17 protein-coding genes are annotated in these 16,941 nt (G+C 73.3%); all 17 read right to left on the bottom strand.

What is annotated here, in order from left to right; all coding sequences use genetic code 11:
- Nucleotides 1-13 precede the first annotated feature (13 nt).
- Nucleotides 14-1,684 (bottom strand): NAD(P)/FAD-dependent oxidoreductase, encoded by a 1,671-nt coding sequence (locus tag EJK16_RS01295; RefSeq protein WP_127125566.1) that lies wholly within the window; start codon nucleotides 1,682-1,684, stop codon nucleotides 14-16.
- Nucleotides 1,685-1,710: 26 nt separating this feature from the next.
- Nucleotides 1,711-3,456 (bottom strand): flavin reductase, encoded by a 1,746-nt coding sequence (locus EJK16_RS01290; RefSeq protein WP_205739544.1) that lies wholly within the window; start codon nucleotides 3,454-3,456, stop codon nucleotides 1,711-1,713.
- A 7-nt stretch (nucleotides 3,457-3,463) separates the two neighbouring features.
- Entirely contained in the window at nucleotides 3,464-3,670 is a 207-nt protein-coding gene (locus tag EJK16_RS01285; protein ID WP_127125564.1) for a tautomerase family protein, read from the bottom strand.
- An 18-nt stretch (nucleotides 3,671-3,688) separates the two neighbouring features.
- On the bottom strand, nucleotides 3,689-4,096 hold the full coding sequence (locus EJK16_RS01280) for a universal stress protein (RefSeq protein ID WP_127125562.1): 408 nt from the start codon (nucleotides 4,094-4,096) through the stop codon (nucleotides 3,689-3,691).
- 54 nt (nucleotides 4,097-4,150) lie between these two features.
- Complete coding sequence (locus tag EJK16_RS01275; RefSeq protein ID WP_127125560.1) at nucleotides 4,151-5,071, bottom strand: fumarylacetoacetate hydrolase family protein; 921 nt, start codon at nucleotides 5,069-5,071, stop codon at nucleotides 4,151-4,153.
- A complete protein-coding gene (locus EJK16_RS01270) occupies nucleotides 5,068-5,472 on the bottom strand; it encodes a RidA family protein (protein ID WP_127125558.1) in 405 nt (134 codons plus the stop codon). Before EJK16_RS01270 ends, EJK16_RS01275 begins: the two co-directional genes overlap by 4 nt.
- 23 nt (nucleotides 5,473-5,495) lie before the next feature.
- A complete protein-coding gene (locus EJK16_RS01265) occupies nucleotides 5,496-6,041 on the bottom strand; it encodes a cupin domain-containing protein (protein ID WP_127125556.1) in 546 nt (181 codons plus the stop codon).
- Nucleotides 6,041-6,730: a hypothetical protein gene (locus EJK16_RS19755; RefSeq protein ID WP_205739543.1), complete on the bottom strand. Its 690-nt coding sequence runs from the start codon at nucleotides 6,728-6,730 to the stop codon at nucleotides 6,041-6,043. Before EJK16_RS19755 ends, EJK16_RS01265 begins: the two co-directional genes overlap by 1 nt.
- Nucleotides 6,720-7,796 (bottom strand): Ldh family oxidoreductase, encoded by a 1,077-nt coding sequence (locus tag EJK16_RS01255; protein WP_127125554.1) that lies wholly within the window; start codon nucleotides 7,794-7,796, stop codon nucleotides 6,720-6,722. Before EJK16_RS01255 ends, EJK16_RS19755 begins: the two co-directional genes overlap by 11 nt.
- Before the next feature lie 128 nt (nucleotides 7,797-7,924).
- Nucleotides 7,925-9,151, bottom strand: coding sequence for a branched-chain amino acid ABC transporter permease (locus tag EJK16_RS01250; protein WP_127125552.1), 1,227 nt, complete (start codon nucleotides 9,149-9,151; stop codon nucleotides 7,925-7,927).
- Entirely contained in the window at nucleotides 9,148-10,029 is an 882-nt protein-coding gene (locus EJK16_RS01245; RefSeq protein WP_127125550.1) for a branched-chain amino acid ABC transporter permease, read from the bottom strand. The genes EJK16_RS01250 and EJK16_RS01245 overlap by 4 nt, the downstream gene beginning before the upstream one ends.
- A complete protein-coding gene (locus EJK16_RS01240; protein WP_164737167.1) occupies nucleotides 10,026-10,745 on the bottom strand; it encodes an ABC transporter ATP-binding protein in 720 nt (239 codons plus the stop codon). Before EJK16_RS01240 ends, EJK16_RS01245 begins: the two co-directional genes overlap by 4 nt.
- Entirely contained in the window at nucleotides 10,732-11,481 is a 750-nt protein-coding gene (locus tag EJK16_RS01235) for an ABC transporter ATP-binding protein (RefSeq protein ID WP_127125548.1), read from the bottom strand. The genes EJK16_RS01240 and EJK16_RS01235 overlap by 14 nt, the downstream gene beginning before the upstream one ends.
- Nucleotides 11,478-12,698 carry an ABC transporter substrate-binding protein gene (locus EJK16_RS01230; RefSeq protein WP_164737166.1) on the bottom strand — a complete coding sequence of 407 codons (1,221 nt, stop codon included), beginning with the start codon at nucleotides 12,696-12,698 and terminating at the stop codon, nucleotides 11,478-11,480. The genes EJK16_RS01235 and EJK16_RS01230 overlap by 4 nt, the downstream gene beginning before the upstream one ends.
- 282 nt (nucleotides 12,699-12,980) lie before the next feature.
- Entirely contained in the window at nucleotides 12,981-14,564 is a 1,584-nt protein-coding gene (locus EJK16_RS01225; protein WP_127125544.1) for an FAD-dependent monooxygenase, read from the bottom strand.
- The gene (locus EJK16_RS01220) at nucleotides 14,561-15,286 is read right to left on the bottom strand and encodes an SDR family NAD(P)-dependent oxidoreductase (RefSeq protein ID WP_127125542.1); all 726 of its coding nucleotides are present in this window, start codon (nucleotides 15,284-15,286) and stop codon (nucleotides 14,561-14,563) included. The genes EJK16_RS01225 and EJK16_RS01220 overlap by 4 nt, the downstream gene beginning before the upstream one ends.
- A complete protein-coding gene (locus EJK16_RS01215; protein ID WP_127125540.1) occupies nucleotides 15,283-16,908 on the bottom strand; it encodes an NAD(P)/FAD-dependent oxidoreductase in 1,626 nt (541 codons plus the stop codon). Before EJK16_RS01215 ends, EJK16_RS01220 begins: the two co-directional genes overlap by 4 nt.
- Nucleotides 16,909-16,941 lie beyond the last annotated feature (33 nt).

The raw sequence follows: 16,941 nt of genomic DNA, 5'->3' as shown, positions 1-16,941 counted from the left end.
CTCAGCCCACGGGTTACCGCCCGGTGAACCGCCCCGCCACGGCATCCGCGCCGCGCGCGAGCGCGGCGGCACCGGCCCGCACGCCCGACCGCGCCCGGGTGCCCAGCCCGGGCGCAGGGCCGAGGAGCAGCTCGGCGCACAGATAGCCCGACAGCGCGTTCGTCCCGGCACCGGGCCACGTCGCCGCCCCGATCTGGTACAGCCCCGGAACGGCGGTGGCGTAACCGGAAGCGCCCAGCCAGGGGCGGAAGAGGAAGTTCTGGGCCACGTGGTGGCTGCCGGCCACGCTGTCGCCGCCGACAAGGTTGGGGTTGGACCGCTCGAGGTCCAGCGGGGAGAGCACGGTGCGGGCGCGCACGAGCGCGCCGACGCCCGGGGCGTACTCCTCCAGCTTGGCGAGGACCCGGTCGGCGACCGCCTCCTTCGCCTCGTCCCAGTGCCGGGCGGTGATCTCCCCCGCGGCGTCACCCAGGATCGTTGACGGCAGGCTGCGCACCTGCACCCAGACGACCTGGCGCCCGTCGGGGCTGCGGGTGGGGTCGACCTGGCTCGTCTGGCCGACGACGAGCAGCGGGCTGTCGGGGATGAGTCCGGCCAGGGACTGCGTGTAGGTGCGGGCCAGGTCGTCGACGTACGGGCCGACGTGGACGTAGGCGAAGGATGCGAGGTCGGGGTGGGCGGACCACGGGACCGGGGCGTCGAGCGCGAGGTGCACCATCATGGTGCCGGGGCCGTAGCGGAAGCGGCGGGCGTGCTCCCGCTCCTCGGCCCGGACCCCGGGGGCGCCGTCGAGGAGCTCCCCGAAGAGGCGGCGCGGGGACGTCCCGGCGACGACCGCGCGACGGGCGGCGATCGGCTCGCCGTTCGCCACGACGCCGGTGGCCCGGCCGCCGTCGACGGTGACGCGCTCGACCCGGGCGCCCGTGCGCACCTCGCCGCCTGCCTCGCGGACCAGGGCGGCGAGCGCCTCCGGCAGGCTCGAGACGCCGCCCCGGGCGATGGCGATGCCCGCCTCCATGTCGCCGAACGTCTCGACGAAGGGGAACATCGCGCCGAACGAGACGTCCGGGCCGTAGTCCAGGTGCATCCCCCACGCCGCGATGAGCGCCCTGGTCTCGGGGGTCTCGAACCACGTCTCGCCCAGCTCGCGGGTCGAGCGCGCCAACAGCTGGGCGAAGGTCAGCAGCTTGCCCACACCGGCGCGGCGCACGGCGCGGGCGAGGTGCCGCAGGGCCGCCGCGCTCGGCAGCCGGGTGCCGTAGAGCGGCATGAGCGTCGCCATGAACTCGTGCTGCATCTCGCGCAGACGGCGCCAGCCCGCGAGGTCGGCGGCGCTGTGCTCGCCCAGCTCGCGCTCCGTGCGCTCGGCGTCCTGGTAGACCCGCAGGCTGCCCCCGGGGAAGACGCTGGCGTACGGCCGGTCGGACACGACCGGCCGGAAGCCGGTGCGTGCGAGGTCCTCGCGCAGCTCGGCGTAGACGGGGCTGGCGAGGAACAGGTTGAGGTTCGTGGCGTAGAGGTCGTGGACCAGGCCGGGCTCGGTGACCTCACCGCTGCGGGTCGCGCCCCCGACGTCGTGGTTCCCCTCCAGCACGAGCACGTCCCACCCGGCCCGGGCCAGGTAGAGGGCGGTGACCAGGCCGTTGTGGCCGGCCCCGATGACGACGGCGTCGACGGTGCGCACGGATGATCCTCCTGTGGGTGGGTCGGTCAGCTCTCGGGGCGCGGCCGCGTCACGTGGAAGCGGCCGTCGTGGAACAGCAGCGGCTCTCCGCCGGTCGAGGAGTAGCGCTCCACCTGCCCGACGTGGATGTCGTGGTCGCCCGCGTCGTGGACGGCCACGCGCCGGCACTCGAAGGTGGCGACGGCGTCCGCGAGGACCGGCGCGCCGCCGAGCCCCTCGACCGTCTCCACGCCCTTGAACTTCTCGGCCGAGCCGGACACCGAGAACTGCCGGGACAGGTGGTGCTGCGCGTCCGCGAGGACGTTGACGACGAAGTACTCCGACGCGGCGAACACCGGCCGGCTCGTCGACCGCTTCGACGGGCACCACAGGACGAGCGGCGGGTCGATCGAGACCGACGTGAAGGAGTTCGCCGTGAGGCCGTGGTAGACGCCCGCACCGTCCGTCGTGGTGATGACGGTGACGCCGGTCGCGTACTGGCCGAGCGCCGAGCGGAGGTCACGCGCGTCGAGCGGACCCCGCGCCTCGGCCGCGCTGCGGGCGATGAGGGCGGCGGCGTCGGCCTCCTCGAACCACCATCGATAGCTCGTGCGGGGGTCCTCGAGGCTGTTGGCCACGGCCTGCGCCACGCCGGGCACCGTCTCCGCGGCCTTGAGGAGGGTGCGCTGGTGGGCGGTGAGGTCCTGCAGGATCGAGTTGGTCCAGAGCACCGACCACTTCGACCAGCCGCGCCAGAACGCCTCGAACGTGCGCCTCTGCCACGTGGCGTCGAAGTCGCGGTCGCCGCGCCGCAGGATGGCGTCGAGGTAGAAGTCGGCCGCGAGCGTCGCGTTGTTCGACGGCTGGGAGGCGATGGGGTCGGTCGCGACGACGGCGGTGCCGAGGCCCAGCACCGTACGGCCCGAGGGCAGCACGCCGACAGGCTGCCGCACCGTCGGGGTGACCCGGCCGCGGGCGACGGAGGTCTCGTCGAGCAGCCGGGCGCCCGCGAACCGCGCGGCCTCCGAGGGGAAGTGCTCGGCGAGCAGCTCCAGCCCGACGGCGAGATGGTCCGCGGCGTCGGTGATGGCGTCGAGCCGGCGCCCCAGGCCGGAGCCGGGCCGCCCCTCGAACATCATGACGTGGGCGGTGCCCCGTTCGGTGAGCATGGGGTAGCTGAGGAACTCCCCCGCCGCGGGGTCGACCGCCAGGTGCAGAGCCTCGCCGTCGGCGTCCGGCTCCACCCCCGTCACCAGGGCGACGGCGAGCACCCGCTGAGGGGCGTCGAAGGTGGTCCGGGACGCGTCCGTGGGGAACAGCGAGCCGACCTCGCCCTTGCCGGTGGCGACGATGGTGAGGTCGTGGCTGCCGGCGAGCTCCTCGGTGGCGCCCACGGTCATCGACTGGATGCGCAGGTCCCCGCCGCGGGCGACGAACAGGTCGAGCCAGGCGCTGTACTTCAGCCGCAGGTCCACCGACCGCGCCGGGGAGTCGAAGGAGGTGCGCCAGTGGACGGGCTCGCCGCCCGCGACCGTGAGGTCGAGGTGGGGGATGGACGGCGCCTCGTCGTCCCACGTGGGCAGGTCCGAGTTGTCCTCGACCTCGAGCGCGGGGGCGAAGAGGCACGACGTGGCCATGACCGCGCCCGAGCGGATCTCGGCGGGGCCGCGGTCGGTGACGAGGGTGACGGTCACGCCGTGGTGCTGGAGGCCGAGGGCGAGCTGGATGCCCGCCTGCCCGGCACCCACGATCGCGATCCGCCGTTCGGTGACGGCATGCGTCCTGCTGGCCACGGCGGTGTCAGTGCGTGCTGCCGGCGGCCTGACGCTCGGCGAGGGTCTCGCCCGCGATCATGAGCTGCTCTGCGGGGATCTCGACGATCCAGGCGCGCACGGCGGCGAGCGGCGTGCCCGTGGTCTCGTGGGCGGCCTGGGTGATGGCCGCGAGCAGGTCCCGCTTCTGCTCGGCGGTGCGACCTGCGCCCATGGTGATCTGGATGAGAGGCATGAGTGGTGCTCCTTCGGATCAGCTGGTGGCGTCGGCCTTGACGGCGACGACGGGGCAGTCGGCGCCGAGCAGCACCCGCTGGGAGTTCGAGCCCAGCACGAGCTTGCCGACGGGCGTGCGGCGGCGCAGGCCGATGACGATGAGCTCGGCGTCGACCTCCGCCGCCACGGCGAGGATGTCCTCGGCCGGGTCGTTGCCGCGGACGAGAAGGCGCACCTGGACGTCGACGCCGGCGTCGGAGACGACGCCGCGCGCCGCGGCGAGCTCGGCGTCGAACCGCGCCGACTGGGCGCCGTCGAGACGGTGGTCGCCGTACTGGGAGCTGACGACGACCAGCGGGAGCCCCGACGCCCTCCCCCACTGCGCGCCGCGGCGCAGCGCGGCGTGCCCCTCGGGGGTGGGGACGTAACCGACGACGATCGTCATCTGTGCTCCTCTGGGTGCGGGGGGCGGCCGGCCCGGCGAACCGGCCGCCCTCGCTCAGGCGTGAACGGTGAGCTCGGCCGAGGCGTGGCTGGTGAGGTCGGACCGGCGGAGGGTGTTGCGCAGCTCGCCCAGCCCGCTTCCGCGGGTGACGACGACGTCGCCCTCCGTGAGGAAGATCTGCGGCTCGCGCGCGTTGCCGATGCCGGCTGGGGTGCCGGTGAGGATGACGTCGCCCGCCCGCAGCGTCATCCCCCAGCTCAGCTCGGCGATGATGTCCTCGAAGCGGAACGCCACCTGGCCGGTGGACGCGTCCTGGAGCACCTGGCCGTTGAGCTCGCAGGTGAGGCGGATGTCGTACGGGTCGGCGACTTCGTCCGGCGTGGTGATCCAGGGCCCGAGCGGCGAGCCTGCGTCGATGCTCTTGCCCTTGAGCCACTGGCCGCCGTGCGCCCGCTGGATGTCACGCTGCGAGACGTCGTTGGCGAGGCAGAAGCCGAACACGTGCTCCATCGCTCGCTCCGCAGGGATGGAACGCCCGGTCTTGCCGATGACGATGGCGACCTCCGCCTCGTAGTCCCACTTCGCGCTCAGGCGCGGGTCGTACGCGATGTCGTCGCTCGGGCCGATGATGGAGTCGGGCCCCTTGGTGAAGAAGGTCGGGTGGTCGGGGCGCCCCGCAGGGTCCTGCCCCTCACGCTTGCCCTTCGACTCCTCGAAGTGGTCCCAGTAGTTCCACCCGGTGCACAGCACGTCGCGGTTGAACCTGCTCAGTGGGGCGCGGAGGTCGGCGCCCGGCAGGGCGACGACCTCGCCGTCGCCCGCGCGCGCGGCCACCTCCGCGAGGGCGGCGGCCCCGCCGCGCACGACGTCGTCGAGGGTCCCCGCGCCGGACGGCAGCACGGTCACCGTGCCGGCGGCCACGTCGACGATCCCGACCCGGAGGTCACCCTCCGCGCGGACGGACGCGAGCCTCATCGGTCCTGGCCGACGACGGCGATGGCGTTGATCTCGATGAGGTAGTCCTTGTTGACGAACTTCGACACCTCGACCAGCGTCGAGGCCGGTGCGACCCCGGTGAAGTACTGCTCGCGCACGGCGTGGATGGCCTTGAAGTCCTCCATGTTGCGCACGTACACGTCCACCCTCGCGATGTCGTCGAGGGTGCCGCCCGCCTCCTCGACGGCGGCGCGGAGGTTCTGGCACACCTGGTGCGTCTGGGCCGTGACGTCCCCGACGCCGGTGACCCCGCCGTCGCGGTTGCGGGCGGTCATGCCGGAGATGAACACCATCCGGCCGGTCAGCGGGGCGGCGGTGGCCTGCGCGAAGTGCCCGTTGGGCTCGGCCAGCAGGTCGGACCTGATCTCGGTCTTGGGCATGTCGTTCTCCTAGTCTGGGGCGCTCAGTGCGCGTCGGCGGGGTCTGTGTACCAGCTGGGCTGGGTCGGGTAGTGCGGGCCGTCATAGATCTCGAGCAGCACGGTCTCCTCCTCGGCCCGGGTGGGCCCGTGCAGGGAGCCCTTGGGGTTCCAGTAGAACGAGCCGGGCGTGAGCGTCACGTCGGTCGGCACGTACGTGTAGCGGCCGGAGAGGCAGAACATGAACTGGTTGGAGGCGTGCGAGTGCCGGCTCGGGATGCCCGAGCCCTTGAGGAAGCGCACGAGGGTGATCGACGCGCCCGTCGCCTCGTCGCGCCACAGCGCCTTCTGGCTCAGCCCGGCCAGGGTCTTCTCGACCCACTCGAGGTCCCCGGTCTGCACCAGGATCTCCCGGAAGCGGTGCGTGAGCTCGCCGTCGACGACGGGGCCGGCCGCCTCGCGGGAGCGGTCGGGGGCGACGCCCCCGTAGCGGGCCGGGTCAGAGAGGTTCTCGGCCCACTCCTCCTCGGCGACCCCCTCGGGCCGGGGCGGGCGGGCGACGAGCGGCAGGGCGACATCCTGGTGGGTCATCATCGGTCCTCTCGGGTGCGGTGGGTGAGGTAGTCGAGCGCGACGACGAACCACGTGCGGTCGTGGTCGGCGTCGTTGGTGAGTCGGCGCGGGCCGCCGTCGTGCTCGGTCACCGACGCGGCGAGGTCGTCGCCCTCGAGCGTCGCGTCGAGCTCGGCCACGACGTGGCCGACGGGGTCCAGCACCAGGTCGGCGGCGGACCGGGCGGGCACGGTCACGGTCCACACGCGGACGTGGTCGGTCGCGATGACCGGGACGCGGCCGTCCGCGGGCGCGGGGACGCCGACGGGAGGCTCGCCCTCGACGCTGCGGGCGCCCGCGCCGACGTCCAGCACCCCGCCGGGGCGGTTCTCCCCCAGGTCCTTGAGCTCGACGAGGCGGTTGCGGTAGCGCGTACCGCCGGTGTTCGTCAGGCAGTGCACGGGCGAGACCGGCCGGAACACCGCCCCGCCGGTGTACTCCGAGATCTGCCTGGAGGGCGCGCCGTCGAGCCAGTCCATGCGGCCGCTCGACCCGGCCACGGACAGCACGACGTAGGGGTTGTGGTGCTGGTGCCACGGGTGGCGCCCGCCGGGTTCCAGCGCGACGTCCCACACCCGGACGACGTCGGTGTCCAGCAGCCGGGTGCTGCCGACGTCCACCAGGGTGACCTTGGACCCGTCGGGGGTCTCGACCACGTCACCGAACATTGCTCTCCTCCTCCAGGGGGCGGGCCGGCAGCTGCGCGCCGACCAGCTCCGCGGCTTCCAGGATCCCGTCCATCACGCTGCCCTCGAGAGCGATCCCCTCGGACAGGGCGCGCTCGCGTCGTTCCTCCTCGGGCTGCCCAGGGAGCAGGATCCGCTCGACGCCGGGGCGGGGCCGGGAGCCGGTGACCTCGCCCGCCAGGGCGGCCGCCCGCTCCTCGAAACCGTCGCCGAAACGCGCCGGGTCGATGGCCAGGAAGAAGTGCGCGCAGTCGTTCGGGACCGTGGGGTCCTTGTACAGGGGCTGGACCCCGCTGCCGAACGCGCCGCCCGCGAGGACGCCGGTGAGGACGTCCACCACGAGCGCTAGGCCGAACCCCTTGGGACCGCCGGTCGGCAGCAGCATGCCGGCGATCGCGGCCGTGGGGTCCGTGGTGGGCACGCCGTCGACGTCGGTCGCCCACGTGTCGGGGATGGCGCGTCCCTCCGCCTCGGCGAGGCGGATCTTCCCGAGGGCGACCTCCGAGAGCGCCATGTCGAGCGAGATGCCCGGCCCGTCGCCGGACGGCACGGCGATAGCCAGCGGGTTGTTCCCCACCACGGGCTCCGCGCCGCCCACGGCCGGCATGAGCGGACGGGTGTTGGACGTCGCGAGGCCGATGCACCCCCGCGCGGCCGCGAGCTGGGCGTAGGCGGCGGCGCGGCCGAAGTGGAAGGCGTGCCTGACGGCGACCGCCCCGATGCCGAACCGGTGTGCCTTGTCGACCGCGAGCTCCATCGCCTGCCTGCCCGTGAGCTGGCCGAAGGCGTGGCCGCCGTCGAGCACGGCGACGGCGCCGAAGTCGCTGACCACCTCGGCGCTCTCGCGGGTGGTGACGGAGCCGCTGCGCAGGCGTGCGACGTACATCGGCAGCAGCATGCTGCCGTGCGACGCGACCCCGCACATGTCCGACTCGACGAGGCTCTCCGCGACGACGTCGGCCGCGCCGGCGGAGAAGCCGGACGCCCGGAACACGGAGCTCAGAGCCGCGCCGAGCCAGTCGACACTGACGTGGTAGCTGGCGCCCATGGGAGCCTCCTTTGATCTGTGATATCTGATATGCACTATGCCATGTCTTGCCCGCCCAGGGAAGGGCGAGACGTCGGCGCAGGACCGCCTCCCCCGCCGCCGGCGATGGTCCGGCGGCGGGGGACGTGTCAGGCGCTCACGTCGTCGGTCCGGGGCGTCGGCGCCCCCGCCGGCGCAGCACCGCCGGAGGGCGCAGGACCGCCCGTCGACGCGCCCGCGGGCACCGGTGCCTGCTCGGCCACCGCGCCACGAGTCCGGGCCACCGGCCCGGACGAGAAGAACCTGCGGCGCGCGAGCAGGTCCACGGGCCGCGGCAACGCGAACTCCCGGCCGCCGGTGATGCCCTCGGGGCGCAGGAGCAGCATGAGGACGAGGACCGCGCCCAGCACGATGAGCCGCGCGCCCTCGGGGATCGAGACGATCACCGGGCCGAGGGTGACGCCGCCTTGGAAGACCTGCAGGGCCGAGTCGAGGACCGAGTAAACCATGGTCCCGACGACGGCCCCCCACATGCTCTGCCGGCCCCCCAGCACGAGCATCGCGATGAGCGCGAAGGTGAAGCCGATGCCGAGCTGGGACGCCTGGACCACCCGGTTGGTCTCGGCCCACAGCGCCCCGCCCAGTCCGGCGACGGCGCCGGAGAGCACGAAGGCCACGATCCGGTGCCAGGTGACGTTGACGCCCGACGCCGGCGCGGCGATGAGCGACTCGCGGCTCGCCCGCAGCAGGCGGGCGCTCCTGGTCTGCTGGTAGAGCCAGGAGACGACGATCGCGGCGATGGCGAAGAAGAGGAGCTGCTGCAGGCCGATCTGGTCCGGGATGCCGACCATGGACTGACCGCTCGGCGGGGCCACCTTGGTCCAGTACGTCAGCACCTGCCCCACCATGAGGAGCAGCGCGAAGGTGGCGATGCCGGCCTGCAGGCCGTTCGCGCGCATGAGGAACGGCGCGACGATCGCGGCGAACAGGCCGCCGCCGGCCACGGCAAGCGCCACGGCCGCGCCGAAGGACAGCTGGGTGTCGACCAGCGCCGGGAAGGCGTCGGCCAGAAGGTTGGCCTTGAGGACCGGGTCGATGACCATCAGCCCGAAGATCCAGGCGCCGACGGCGACGAAGGCGACGTGCCCGAAGGACAGCACCCCGGAGTTGCCGACGAAGATCTGGAGGCCGACGACGATGACGAGGTTGACCAGGGCGTAGCCGGCCTGGACCGGCAGGGCCCCGCCCAGGAGGCTCGCGCCGAGGATCCACACGTAGACGACGACCAGCGGACCGACGAGGCTGACGAGCCGGGCGCCCAGGGCCGGCCTGGCGGGCGTGGTGGCGCGCCCGCTGGGGGTGGTGTCGGTGTTCATGCGCGCTCCAGGACGGGGCCGCGGACGAGCAGCCCGGATGGCTTGAGGATGAGGATGACCATGACGGCCGCGAAGACGAAGGCGTTGCGGAAGTTCACCGTCTCGCTCGGCAGGTAGCTGGTGAGGAGCGAGGTCGCGAAGCCGACGAGGAAGCCGCCCACAAGGGCGCTGCCGAGCTTGTCGATCCCGCCGATCACCGCCCCGATGAGGGCGAGCACCGTGATGTTGACACCGAAGGTCGGCCCGACGGCGCCGGTCTGCACGGTCAGGACGAAGGCGACGACGGCGGCGAGGGCGCCGCTGATCCCGAACGTCAGGGCGATCACCTTGTTCGCGCGGACGCCGAGGAGCCGTGCGGTGGCGAAGTCGGTCGACGCGGCCTGGACCTGGAGGCCGAGGCTGGAGCGGTTGAGGAACTGGTGCAGCCCGACGAGCAGGACGGCCGCGGCCAGGATCGTGACGAGGGAGAGCATCTGGACCCGCATCCCGGCGACCTCGACCGAGCGGGCGAGCGCCGGGGCGACCGCGGCCGAGCGCACGGTGTTTCCGAAGGCGATCTCGTAGACGCGCTGGAGGAGGAAGCTGAGCCCGAAGCTGGCGATGAGCAGGGTGGCGGAGTTGGCCCGGCGCATACGGCGGAACACGGCGAACTCCAGCAGGAGGGCGAGCAGGACGGAGGCGGCGATCGCGAGCACGATCGAGACCACGGCACCGAGGTGCCAGGTGAGCACGAGGGTGTACGCGGCGATCGTGATGAGCTCGCCGTGGGCGAAGTTGGCCAGGCGCATGACGCCGAAGACCAGGCCGATCCCCAGCGCGGCCAGTCCGTACAGGGCGCCGGTGGAGATGGCGTCGATGAGTGCTTGGAGGTTGCTCATGATCCGAAGTACGCCTTCGTGAGGAGGTCTTCGTCGCCGGCGGCCTCGGGCGAGAGCTCGAGGGTGATCTCGCCGTCGTGGAGCACGTAGGTGCGGTCCGCGAAGGCGATGGTGAACTCGGCCCGCTGCTCGACGACAAGGACGGAGGTGCCCTGGGCGCGGACGGCCTGTAGGGCCTCGAAGACCGTGTCGACGGCGGTCGGTGAGAGTCCGAGGGACGGCTCGTCGAGCATGAGCACGTCGGGGCGGGCGAGCAGGGCGCGGCCGATGGCCAGCTGCTGCTGCTGGCCACCGGAGAGCAGCCCGGCCGCCCGGCTCTCGAACTCGCGGAGGATCGGGAAGAGCTCGAGCACCCCGTCCAGGTCCTCGGTGCTCCCGGCGCTGTCGCGCCGGCCGACGAGCCCCAGACGCAGGTTGTTGCGCACGGAGAGGTCCCCGAAGATGTGCCGGCCCTCCGGCACCAGGGCCAGGCCGCGGCGGATGACGTTCTCCGGGGCGAGCCCGGTGATGTCGGTGCCGGCGAGGCGCACGGTGCCCGTGCTCCGCACCGCTCCCATGAGCGCCTGAAGGGTCGAGGACTTCCCGGCCCCGTTCGGGCCGATGAGACCGACGGTCTCACCGCGCCCGACGGTGAAGGAGATGCCCTTCACCGCGGGGACGCCGCTGTAGCGGACCTCGAGGCCGGTCACCTCGAGCGCGGGATCATGCTGCGTCACGTCCGCTCCTTCCCAGGTAGGCCTCCGCCAGGGCCTCGCTGCGCTGGACCTCCGCGGGCGGGCCCTCGAGGAAGCTCTTCCCCTGGACCACCACGTGGATCCGGTCGCAGACGGCCATGATGAGGCGGATGTTGTGGTCGATGAGCAGCACACCGGTCCCGGCGGCCGCGATCGACCGAACGACCTCGCCGAACTCGCCGATCTCGCCCTCGTTCAGGCCGGCGGCCGGCTCGTCGAGGAGGACGTAGCGCGGCTCGACGGCGAGCGCCCTGGCGACGCCGAGGCGGCGCTCCGTGCCGTGCGGGAGCGTGGCAGCGAGCTGGTTCGCCCGGTCCGCGATGCCGAGCCGTTCCATCAGCTCGTCCGCCCGGCGGCGGGCCTCCGCCCGCCGCCGGCCGGTGCCGAGGGCAGCCACCTCGATGTTCTCCCGCACCGAGAGCCCGTGGTACGTGTGGCCGTGCTGGAAGGTCCGCGCCAGCCCCGAGCGCGCCTTGGTGCGCGCGTCGGTGCGGGTGACATCCTGCCCGTCCATCGTCACGGTCCCGGTGTCCGGCCGGTCGTACCCGCTGATGATGTTCACCAGCGTGGACTTCCCGGCTCCGTTGGGGCCGATGAGCCCGAGGACGGCGCCCTTGGTGACCGAGAGGTCGACGCCGGAGAGCGCCTTGACCCCACGGAAGGACCGGGTGATGCCGGTGGCGGTCAACGTTCCCGAGGTGGCTGCCTGCTCGCTCATCCCGCGAAGGTCACCTTCTCGGGCGTCCGCTCCTCGACGAACGCGAGCTTGCCGTCCTTGACCTCGAGGACCCGCATGGGGCGCTCGACCGAGATGTGCAGGTCCTTGGAGAACTCCGTCGGGCCGGCGAGGAGGTCGAGGCTGCCCATCGTCTCCAGGGCGGCGGTGAGCTTGTCGCCGTCCCAGCTGCCCGCCTTGTCGTAGGCCGCCTTGATGGCCTGGAGGGTGGAGTGGCCGGCGACGAAGGCGCCGACGGAGGGACGCTCCTTGTAGGCCTTCTCGTAGGCGGCGGCGGCCTCGTTGACGGCGGGGTCGGGGTCGTCGCCGTTCTTCGCGGCGTAGGTGACGACGTAGTAGTCGCTCAGGCCGGGGATGCCGCCGGTCCAGAAGTCGCCGTCCATGCCGAAGCCGGAGATGATCGGGGCCGTGACGCCGCCGTCGCGCATCTCCTTGGCGACGGTCGCTCCGCCCGGGGAGTAGCCGCAGTTCGCGATGACGCCCGGCGCCTCGCCGGCCGCGACGGCGGAGACGGTCTCCCGGACGGAGTCGCCCTGCTTGTAGTCGTGCTTGGAGATGATCCGGCCGCCGAGCTCGGTGAAGCGCTTCTCGAAGATCTCGCACTGGTTCTGCGTGTACTTCAGCGTCGTGTCGGTGAGCAGGACCGCGGTGGTCCAGCCCTTCTCGTAGGCGAACTCGGCCTGGATCGTGGCCTCGCCCGGCGTGCCGCTGCCCATCGAGAAGCCGTTCTTGAGCCCGCCGGCCGGCCCGTAGATCGGGTCACCGATGCACGGGGCGATGTTGAGCATGTTCGCGCCCTCCGCGACGAGGGCGGCGGGCGAGGACACGTCGTAGTCGCACGTGACGACGAGCGCCTTCGCTCCGGCGTCGATCACCTCGGTCGCCGCGGAGGCGTACCGGTCGAGCTTCGTGCCGGTGTCGATGATCTTCAGCTCGACCTGCTGGCCGCCGATCCCGCCCTCGGCGTTGATCTTGTCGGCCTCCAGCTTCATGGCGTTGAGCGGCGGGGTGTCGATCGGCCCCATGAAGCCGGAGCTGGCCATGACGACGCCGATGGTCACGTTCCCGGCAGCGGTCGAGGCGTCCGGGCTGCCGGCGGCGGAGGCGTCGTCCGTCGGTGCACTGGAGACGCAGCCGGCGAGCGCGAGGGCTGCGCCGAGAAGACCCACGAGGGGAAGGGCTTTGCGAGGGAGGGACATGTCACCACCGGGTTTCGGTTGAGGTCCGCAGACCATCTGGAGGGACTGGGCGCCGCGACCTTGCGGCGGTGTGATTGGAGATCTTGCCACTGTGATCACAGATATGACCAGCCCTTTGCATCACGAACTTGTTAAGTTTCCGGATCACGGCCGTGAAGCCGGGCCAGAGGCGTGGAGGCCGTGGGGCGCGCGCCATCGCGCGGGCGGCACGTCGGCCGCCCGCGCACGTCGGCCGCCCGCGCACGTCAGCCGCCGCCCGGGGGCGGGCGGCGGCACGGCGCCTCAGGTCGGGCTGAGCACCGGCTGCCCGACGATGCCGACGTACTTCGCGGTGACCTCCTCGGGGGTGCCCGCGGGGAGGATTGCGGCCACGTGCGCGTCGGGGCGCAGCAGCACCACGGTGCCCTCCCCCACGCCGAACCGGCGCCTCACCCGGTCGGCGGGGTCGAACAGCGCACGGTCGCGCAGGCCGGAGTCGTGCGGGGCGTCCCAACGGCTGACGACGTAGTGCCGCAGGCCCGGGACCGTCGGGGCCGGGATCTCCGGCTGGCGCCGGGCGTCGGTGAAGTGCAGCGCGACGAAGGAGTCGGCCACCAGGTCGTGGAGATAGGTCAGCCCGTCGGGACCGAAGACCGGCAGGTCGGGCGCGCGGTCCCCCGCCACCACGGGCACCGGTGCGTCGCCGGACTTGGCCATCGACCAGTCGCCGTCACCGTCCACGTCGAGCCGGACCCCGAGCAGCGCGCGGGTGAACGCGTTGCCCCAGTTGCCCGCGCCCATCAGGGAGACGCCGTCGGTGCGCCGGCCCATGTTGGCGCGCGCCGCCTCCGCGAGGGCACCCGAGCCCTTGATCGCCACGGGCGCCTGCTCCTGCTCGTACCCGGCGAGGACCTTTTCGTCCGCCCAGCCCCGGAACAGCCAGGCCAGGCGCCAGGGCAGGTTGGAGGCGTCGAGGATCCCGGTGTTGAGCCCGAGGGCCCACATCGGGGTGATGAGGTGCGCGGCGTCGCCCATGAGGAAGACCCGGCCCACGTTCCACGTCCCGGCCACGCGGTGGTGGACGGAGTAGACGTTGGTGCCGAGTACCACCACCGTGTCGGTCTCCCCGATGAACCGGGCGACCTTCTCGGCCAGCTCTTCGCGCGTGGGCTCCGGCTTGCCCGGGCCCAGGGGGAAGAGGAACCGCCAGCAGTGCGGCTGGCGGACCAGCACCATCCACTCCTGGGGGTCGCCGAAGTAGGCGAGGTAGGGGTAGTCGCGGGGGTTGGCGAGATCGAGGTCCACCTTGAGGTCCACGAGGGTGTAGCGCTCCTCGAGCGTCTTGCCCTCGACCGTGATGCCGAGCCTCTCGCGGACCGTCGACCGGCCGCCGTCGCAGCCGAGGAGGTAGCTCGCCTCCTGGCGGACCTCGCCGGCGGGCCCGTCGAGGACGAGCTCGACGCCGTCCCCGTGGTCGGTGAACTCGCGCAGCCGGTGTCCCATGCGCAGCGAGCCGGGCGCCTTGCGCTCGAGGGCCTCGCGCAGGAGCGGCTCGAGCTCGTGCTGCGGGATGTTGATGACGAACGGGTAGCGGGTGTCCTCGGTGAGGTCGCCGGTGCGGACGGACAGGGTGGAGGTGTTCGTGGCCCGGTCCAGCTCCCCGATCTCGTCCACCCGGACAGCGTTGCGCAGAACGTCGTCCAGCGCGCCGTAGCGATGGAGTACCTCGAGGGTGCGCGTGAGGATCGTGCCCGCCTTCGTGTCCAGCGACAGCCGGTCGTCCTCCTCGAAGACGACCACGGGCACTCCGTAGTGGGCCAGGCCGATGGCGGTGACCAGCCCGATGGGGCCGCCGCCCACGACGGCGACAGGATGTTCGTTGCTCACATGTCCTCCTTGCTGAACACCCGGTCGCGGGTGAGGGTGGAACCGGTCATGGTGGCGGCGTCGGACAGCAGGTACATCAGCGGCCCGACGACGTCGTCGGGGACGCCGACGCCGGTCGAGCGCATCCAGCGGTCGTACTCGGGGCCGGGCGGGTTCGCCGCCCGCATCTGGGGGGTGTCGATGACCCCGGGGAACACGGCGTTGACGCGCACGCGGTGCTCCGCGACCTCGGCGGCCAGGGACTGCAGGAACGCCACGATGGCGGCCTTGCTCGCCGCGTAGGCGGCGGCCTCGGGGTGGCCGGTGCGTGCCAGGCCGGAGGCGAACGCGAGCACCGACCCGGAGCGCCGGCGCACCATGTGGGGCACGACCGCCTGGCAGGCCCACACGACACCGTCGAGGTTGATGCCGAGCGTGCGCCGCCAGGTCTGCGGGTCCGTGTCGAGGACGGGAACCCGGGGCTGGACCGCGGCGCCGGCGACGAGACCGTCGATCCGGCCGTGGCGGGCGACGACGTCGTCCGCGGCGGCCACGACGGCGTCGCGGTCGGAGACGTCCACGCGCAGGTGCTCGACGCCGTCGGCGGGCTCGCCCTCGGCGAGGTCGAGGACGACCGAGCGCCCCCCGGCGGCGGCGAAGGTCCGCGCGAGCGCGGCGCCGATGCCGGAGGCTCCCCCGGTCACGACGAGGACCTCCCCGGTCGCGTCGAACGTTGCCCTCATGCGTGGACCCTCTCCTTCACGGTGCGCGGAGCCGGCCGGCTCACGCGTGCGCGCCGGGCCAGCCGGGTGGCCGCCCGGTAGCCGGACCCGGCGCCGAGGCCGGGCCCGGGGTGCACGGCCGCGCCGATGTGCACCAGCGCGTCCACGCCGGTGCGGCCGGCGCCGTCGGGGAACGGGCGCCACCACAGGTTCTGGTCAAGCTCTGCGGAGCCGCCGTACGGGTCGCCGGCCACCGCGTTGGGGTTGCGCCCGACCAGGTCGAGCGGCGTGGTCACCCGCACGTCGCGGACCGAGGCGAGCAACCCGGGCGCGTGCGCGGCGACGCGGCGCAGGACCCGGTCGGCGTAGGCGCGCGCCAGCTCCGGGTTCCAGCCGCCGCCGGTGGGCAGCTCCCCCGCCGCGTCGCCGAGGGGGGCGAACGGCACCTCCTGGAGCTGGAGCCACAGCGCCCCGGCCCCGGCGGGCACGCGGGAGGGGTCGAGCACGTGCTGGCGCCCCACGACCACGGTGGGGCGCCGCGGCAGCAGGCCGGCCTCCGCCTCGGCGCAGGCGATCCCGGTGGACGCCGACCCGTCGCTCACGTGCACGAGCGGGACGTCGGCGAGGCGTTCGTCGGTCCAGGCGAGGGGACTGTCGAGCGTGACGTGGACGTGCATCGCGGCCCGGCCGGGCCGGTAGGTGGCCGCCGCCGCGCGGTGCGCGGGCGGCGCGGCAGGGCCGAGGAGGTCCCCGTAGAGGGCCTGCGGGGAGACCGACGCGAGGACGGCACGGCGGGCCGGGATGCGCTCGCCGTCCGCCTGGACGCCGACCGCCCGCCCGGCACGGACGAGGACGCGGTCGACGCTCACGCCGGTGCGCACCTGGACGCCGAGCTCGGCGAGCAGGCCCTCGAAGGCGGCGACGAAGTTGCCGGCGCCGCCCTCGACGACGGGCAGCCCCGCCAGGTGGGTGGAGGCGGCGAAGACCGGCAGCATGAAGCCTCCCGAGGCGCTGTCCGGGGACAGCCCTGCGTGCAGCAGCCACGGGACCCACAGGTGGTCGACCTCGCCGCCGCGGAAGGTCCGCGCGGCCCAGGACCGGCCCGAGGCGAGCAGGTCGCGGGCAAGGGCCTCCGAGCCTCGACGGCCGAGGCGACCGCCGAGGCCGAGCGCCGCCAGCGCGCCGCCCGGCGAGCGCAGGTCGGCACCCATGAGCGCGCCGATGCGGTCGGCGCTGCGGCCGAAGCCCTCGACCATGGCGAGGTAGGCGCGGCGGTCCGCCCGGTCGGCGAGGCCCCGGGCGGTGAGCTCGGGGTCGCGGTGGGCGAGGGCGACGCGGCCGTCGTCGGCGATGCTGGCAGTGAGGGGCCCGTCGGTGTTGCGGTACGCCAGGCCGTGCCGGGCGAGGTCGGGGCCGAGCTCGGCGAACGCGGGCGAGGTGACGAAGAGCGGGTGCCAGGAGGAGTACAGGTCGTCGACGTACCCGGGCGTGGTCGCCTCGCCCGAGGCGATGAAGCCGCCGATGCGCTCGTTGCGGTCGACCAGGACGACGTCCCAGCCCGCCCTGGCGAGCACGGCGGCGGCGACCATGCCGTTCACGCCGGCCCCGACGACGACGGCGTCGGCGCCGTGCGGCGCGCTCATGCGGCCCGTCCCGCGGTGCGGGCGGCGGCGGCA

It is taken from the genome of Georgenia sp. SYP-B2076 (assembly GCF_003991205.1).
Taxonomy (GTDB): Bacteria; Actinomycetota; Actinomycetes; order Actinomycetales; family Actinomycetaceae; genus Georgenia.
The sequence above is the reverse complement of the archived record's forward strand: the minus strand, read 5'-3'. Positions and strand labels throughout refer to the sequence as shown.